Consider the following 5,749-nt stretch of genomic DNA (forward strand, 5'->3'; position numbering starts at 1 on the left):
AGTCAATGAGATCCATGCACGTGTGGCAGTCCTCAACAGATTTACGGAATTAGGTCGACCACTTACCCAAGTTACGCCTTAAATTTGGCTCAATTAGGGGCGCTTTGCATTTCAAATCTTTGTGCAACAAAGCCAATGTATATAAAAAATGGTTAAATAATTGCAAGGGGGGCTTTAAAACGTTTTAATCGTAAAGCATTTCCTAGTACAAATATTGACGAGAGAGCCATTGCACCAGCAGCAAATACAGGAGAAAGTAGCAGTCCAAATTGCGGATAAAGTACACCTGCTGCAATAGGAATCAGAGCTGCATTGTAAACAAATGCCCAAAATAAATTTTCACGAATATTGGTTATAGTCGCTTTGCTTAAAGCGATAGCATTTGGCACTCCTTTCAGGTTGCCAGACATCAAAACCACATCAGCAGCTTCAATAGCTACGTCTGTACCTGTACCTATTGCTAAACCAATATCTGCTTCTGCAAGTGCAGGGGCATCATTAATGCCATCTCCAACATATGCGAGTTTACCATATTGATTTTTTAATTTTTTAACGGCCTCTATTTTACCTTCTGGTAAGACTTCTGCAATAACCTCATCAATACCTAGTTTTTTTGCAATCGCTTGAGCTGTATGACGGTTATCACCTGTAATCATGGCAACCTTTAAACCTAACTGATGTAACGCTTCAATTGCAGCAAATGTTGATTCTTTAATTGGATCTGCTACAGCAATAATGGCAGCAAGTTTCTGGTCAATCGCAACATAGAGAGGGGTTTTTCCTTCTTCTCCCAAACGATCCGAAAATTGAGAAAAAACATTAGGATTCAAACCTAGTTTTTCCATATATCGATCTGCACCAATATGAACCAAATGTTCAGACACCGTTGCTTCTATTCCATAGCCCGTGACTGACTTGAAATCAGCAACAGGAGACAGAATTAATTCCTTATCTATAGCGGCTTGTACAATTGCTCGAGCAATAGGATGCTCAGACTTTGATTCAACGGCTGCCATAAGTGAAAGTACGGCATTGTATTCAAACCCTTCTAAGACATGCAGATCGGTTAAAATTGGTTTCCCTTCAGTCAGGGTCCCTGTTTTATCAACAGCAACCACTTTAGTTTCTTTGAGCAGCTGCAAAGCTTCCCCTTTACGGAATAAAACACCCATTTCAGCACCACGCCCAGTTCCCACCATGATTGATGTAGGCGTTGCAAGTCCCATTGCACAAGGACATGCAATAATGAGTACCGCAACTGCATTAACTAAGCTAAACGTTAGGGCTGGCTCAGGGCCGAAGATAAACCAAGTAATAAAAGTTAAAAGAGAGAGACCCATTACTACAGGTACAAACCACATGGTAATTTTATCAACCAATGCCTGAATAGGCAGCTTGGAACCCTGTGCCTGTTCAACCATTCGGATGATTTGAGAAAGCACTGATGAACTACCAACAGAGGTGGCTTTGATATTTAAGCTGCCACTTTGGTTAATTGTTCCTCCTACCACAGTAGAGCCTATCGTTTTTTCAACGGGCATAGGCTCGCCAGTAATCATGGATTCATCAATAAAACTTTGGCCGTGAATAACTTCACCATCGACAGGGATACGCTCGCCTGGTCTAATCTCTACAATCGTTCCTGTTTGAACTTCGGCAATCGGAACTTCTATCACCTGATTATTGAGCTGTATTCTGGCAACTTTAGGCTGCATTCCAACTAGATGTTGAATTGCTAAAGACGTTCGGCCTTTTGCCTTGGCTTCAAAAAATCTACCTAATAGAATTAAAGTGATAATAACCGCTGCAGCTTCATAATAAACATTGACCGTGCCTTGTGGCAGGACACTTGGAAAGAAAGTAGCAACCACTGAATAAAGATAAGCAGCCAATGTTCCTACAGCCACCAAGGAATTCATGTCTGGTGCTAAGCGGAATAAACTTGGGATGCCCTTTTTAAAGAAGCGTCGGCCTGGAAAAATTAATGCTACTGTGGTCAAGAAAAATTGCATTAACCAGCTATTTTGTTGGCCAATGTTATCCATCATAAACGTATGAAAGGCGGGAATCAGGTGTGATCCCATTTCTAAAATAAAAACGGGTAGAGTCAATAAGACTGACAAAATTAAATCTTTTTTAAGTTTTTCTAATTCAATATTTTTTTTATCTTGAAAGCTTTCCGTAGTTTGATGAACTGACTTTGCTTCAAACCCTGCTTTGGTGACAGCCTGAATTAACGAGTCACGAGTGACAGATGAGCTTGCCTGAATAGTCGCTTTTTCAGTAGCCAGATTTACATGAGCTGATTCCACACCCTCAACAGATTTTAAGGCCTTTTCTACTCGACCTACACAAGAAGCACATGACATACCCTCAATCGTAAGCTCTATTGGTTGCAGCGCTTCCACTTCGTAGCCTGCTTTTTCTACGGCTTTAATTAAAGTAGCGCGATCAAGTGGTTGATGCGCATAAATGACTGCTTTTTCGGTAGCCAGATTTACATGAGCCGATTCAACACCCTCAACAGATTTTAAAGCTTTTTCCACACGGCCTACACAAGAAGCACATGTCATCCCCTCAATCTCTAATGTTTCACTGTAGTGTGGCGTATCAGTCATTTCGGTACTCATATACGATCTCTATCATTTAGATATGCTGAGTTCTATATGCGAAGATCAGCTCGAACCAAGATTAGGGGGAATTCAGGGATTACTTTTATTTCAAGCAAGTACAGGTTTTATCTGTACGATGAGGAAAATAAGAGAGAGTAAAAGTGGTAAGGAATTCCCACTGTTACTCTAACAGAGATTAAGCAGGATCAGCTGTAAATCCACGCTCACTGAGAGTGGCAATGACTTGATCCTGACTCACCGTTGTGTTGATTTCAACAATACGGTTTTGTAAATCAATATCGAGTGAGGCATTCGAGTCGAGCTCTTTAATTGCGGTAGTAATGCCGCGTGCACAACCACCACAAGTCATATTAGCGATGTGAAATTTCATATGTTGCTCCTTTTTAACAAAACATTTGTTTAAAACATTAGAACAGTAACTCTAAACTTTCACCATACAACCAGCCTTTTTCTGAATCAGTGACTCGCTGTAACTTGGTCTGTTTACAACCTTACAGTTTTCTTCAGAGTATTCCAAAGAAGAGTGTTCTAATGACTACACTAAAAGTACTTAACCAACATTAACGTGACTTTAAAATGACATTTCTGTCATCTACGATCACTCTGAAATTTATAAGATTAGTTATTTCAATCAATGGTAGTGAACTGAATAGATGAGACCGTTATGGGTTGAAGATAAGCTAAAAACCGGTGACTACCTTTATGTATAATGCCTCATGATGCGATTTTACTGTTCTGATTGTCGTAAGTTGACAGTCCAGTAGAAACTTTATTGCTCAGCTACAAAAGATAAATGCAGTAATGTTAAATTTCCTCAATTCCCTTATTTTGAAATTCTCTTATTCAATACCCACGACAGTGGTTATATAGCCTGTTGTTAATAGAATTGATAGACCTAATAACATCTCAAATAAAATGGCATGACTAAGGTGTTTAGCGAATTTAGGATGTTGAAGACGCGGGGTGAAATACCATTTGTTGAAGGCAGCTAAAAGTAGAATACTTATAACAAAAAACATTTTAACCATGAAACCATAGCCATATGCAGTATTGATTAAGGTATTAAAATCTTTAATTAAAAGAAGAGCTACACTAGCGCCACAGGCGATTAATATCCCAACAATGAAAGCAGCAATACGTCCAAATACATGCATGCGATCTTTTAAAGGTAAACCACTTATTTCCCGGCTGGTTTTCCATAACGGATATAAAGACCCCATCCATAACGACATAACTAGAATATGGATTGATAATAAAATTTGAGCAAGTAAGGTTAAATTAGCGACATGTCCGAGCTGGGAAAAACTAAAAATAATCGGGATAAGTAAAATACAAAATATTGAACTTTCAATTATAGAAAACTGACCTTTGTTCCTGTTAAGTTTAACCACCATGAGAAGAAGTAAAAGAGCAAAACTAATAGAACGAAGAACGTATATATACCCCGTCGGAGTATTAACCAATATATTAATATACGTGGGGTCCACCATACCTGTAATACCAGTATTGGCAAAACTACCAATCAGAATAAAAAATCCCAAGGTACTGGAAATTAGGCCTAATCCAGCGCCAATTGTAATATATTTAAGAATCGATTCTTTTAGTTCAAGATATTGTCTAAGTAAAAAATAGCAAAAGGCTCCACCAACGACAAAAGCTACACTTAAATATAAAATAACCTTAGTTAACCAAGTGGCCCACATCCAATATTCAGAAATCATTATTTTTGTCCATTCTAGAACAACATGCCAGCACCTCACTGACATGTTGAAAGGTAATCAATTCTTATTTAGTTGATTTGATAGTGAAACTATATTCACCATTCATGTTGTGACCATCTTTCCCCATTGTTGTCCAGACAACGGTATATTTACCTTTTTTCAGTTTCGGAAGAGCGACATCAAAGGATTTCTTTAAGTCATGAGTAACTTCATATTTTAAAGGAACATCTCTTCGCTGAGCATCCAGTAACTTAATATTCATCAACATAACCTCTGCACCAAAGTTAAGGGTCAAGTTCTTTGGTTGACTAAGGATAGATGCATTTTCCGCAGGAATCGCACTCACTAAACTCACATGAGCGAACGTAGTTGTAGTAGCCACAATCATCGTTGCAGCTACTACAACATTACGTAGAGCAGTCATTTTATTTTGAAATAATTTCATTTACGTTTCCTCTTGATTCGTTAGTTCATTAGAGATGACTTTATAAAATCTATATTTAATGAGACCACATCATCTCCTCTTATATTTCAATTATTAGTGAGAGACAGAAACAGAGCGATGACTTCAAAATTACATTTTTGTCATTTTTAAAATTTAAAATCTTTAACTATTAAAATAATCTTATTGAAAAATAATGATCATTTAACAAACAAATTATGTAGGTGGTTGATTTATGAAATGTAGTAATCATTTTGACTAAGAAAATAGTAGCTATTTAATTTTTTATATTTTAGTTTAAATATAAACATGTTATGTTTAATTTGATCTAATATAAATTTGTGGGCTAAGCACATGACTCAAACACGTCCAAGAATGACCAAATTATTTGAACAGCTTGGTTTAGCTTCTACTGAAGAAGCAATTGCAAAATTCATAGAGAGCCATCAGCTAGCTGGAGATGTTTTTTTAACACAAGCAATTTTTTGGACTGATGCTCAACGTCATTTTTTAGAAGAAAAACTACACTCTGATGGTGAATGGACGACAGTGATTGATCAATTAAATGAGTCTTTACATGAAAATTCAGTAAAATAATTTTCCGTTAGTATTAAGGATCTACATTCTTCCCTGCATTGAATACAACTCATTCATACAGTAGTACTGTTTTGGAGATGGAATCTCTATTATATAAGTAGTAGATTCCTTACTCTGAAATTTGGATTATAAACCCTAATATTAAAAATAATCTTCTTTACCTTCTAAGTTGACAAAAATAACTAATGATGCGAAAAGGTTTTTTTAGTTAACAGATGTTCACACATGCCTAGAATTGTTTCTGTACCACTTAGTTTAGAACAGCGAGAACGACTCATTTTTCTGGTCAAGCATGCAAAACATTGGCGTGAAAGGCAACGTGCCCAAACTATTCTCTGGCTTTCCGAAGGTAAAAG

Annotated in this window: 5 protein-coding genes and 1 pseudogene; 2 read left to right on the plus strand and 4 right to left on the minus strand. The window is 37.1% G+C overall.

All coding sequences use genetic code 11. The features are described from left to right. Positions 1-152: 152 nt before the first annotated feature. The 4 genes from F893_RS15270 to F893_RS15285 all read right to left on the minus strand — a co-directional run bounded on the left by F893_RS15270 (position 153) and on the right by F893_RS15285 (position 4,799). Positions 153-2,630, minus strand: coding sequence for a heavy metal translocating P-type ATPase (locus F893_RS15270; RefSeq protein WP_004281880.1), 2,478 nt, complete (start codon positions 2,628-2,630; stop codon positions 153-155). Between the two features lie 178 nt (positions 2,631-2,808). Beyond that, the gene (locus F893_RS15275; protein ID WP_004281879.1) at positions 2,809-3,003 is read right to left on the minus strand and encodes a heavy-metal-associated domain-containing protein; all 195 of its coding nucleotides are present in this window, start codon (positions 3,001-3,003) and stop codon (positions 2,809-2,811) included. A gap of 469 nt (positions 3,004-3,472) precedes the next feature. Next, positions 3,473-4,354, minus strand: a complete 882-nt coding sequence (locus F893_RS15280) for a copper resistance D family protein (protein ID WP_005100635.1) — start codon at positions 4,352-4,354, stop codon at positions 3,473-3,475. 64 nt (positions 4,355-4,418) lie between these two features. Then, entirely contained in the window at positions 4,419-4,799 is a 381-nt protein-coding gene (locus F893_RS15285; RefSeq protein WP_004281877.1) for a copper resistance CopC family protein, read from the minus strand. 351 nt (positions 4,800-5,150) lie between these two features. Between F893_RS15285 and F893_RS15290 the strand changes: the two genes are divergently transcribed. Further along, positions 5,151-5,393, plus strand: a complete 243-nt coding sequence (locus tag F893_RS15290; protein WP_004281876.1) for a DUF2789 family protein — start codon at positions 5,151-5,153, stop codon at positions 5,391-5,393. A gap of 225 nt (positions 5,394-5,618) precedes the next feature. Next, positions 5,619-5,749: pseudogene (locus F893_RS17585) on the plus strand (helix-turn-helix domain-containing protein); the annotation flags it as partial.

The sequence above is a fragment of the Acinetobacter sp. CIP 102136 genome, assembly GCF_000369685.1.
Classification (GTDB): domain Bacteria; phylum Pseudomonadota; class Gammaproteobacteria; order Pseudomonadales; family Moraxellaceae; genus Acinetobacter; species Acinetobacter fasciculus.

Excerpts from the sequence above, each read along its gene's own strand:
- F893_RS15280 (WP_005100635.1), bottom strand. The coding sequence starts at position 4,354 with ATGATTTCTGAATATTGGATGTGGGCCACTTGGTTAACTAAGGTTATT.
- F893_RS15285 (WP_004281877.1), bottom strand. The coding sequence starts at position 4,799 with ATGAAATTATTTCAAAATAAAATGACTGCTCTACGTAATGTTGTAGTA.
- F893_RS15290 (WP_004281876.1), top strand. The coding sequence starts at position 5,151 with ATGACTCAAACACGTCCAAGAATGACCAAATTATTTGAACAGCTTGGT.
- F893_RS15275 (WP_004281879.1), bottom strand. The coding sequence starts at position 3,003 with ATGAAATTTCACATCGCTAATATGACTTGTGGTGGTTGTGCACGCGGC.
- F893_RS15270 (WP_004281880.1), bottom strand. The coding sequence starts at position 2,630 with ATGAGTACCGAAATGACTGATACGCCACACTACAGTGAAACATTAGAG.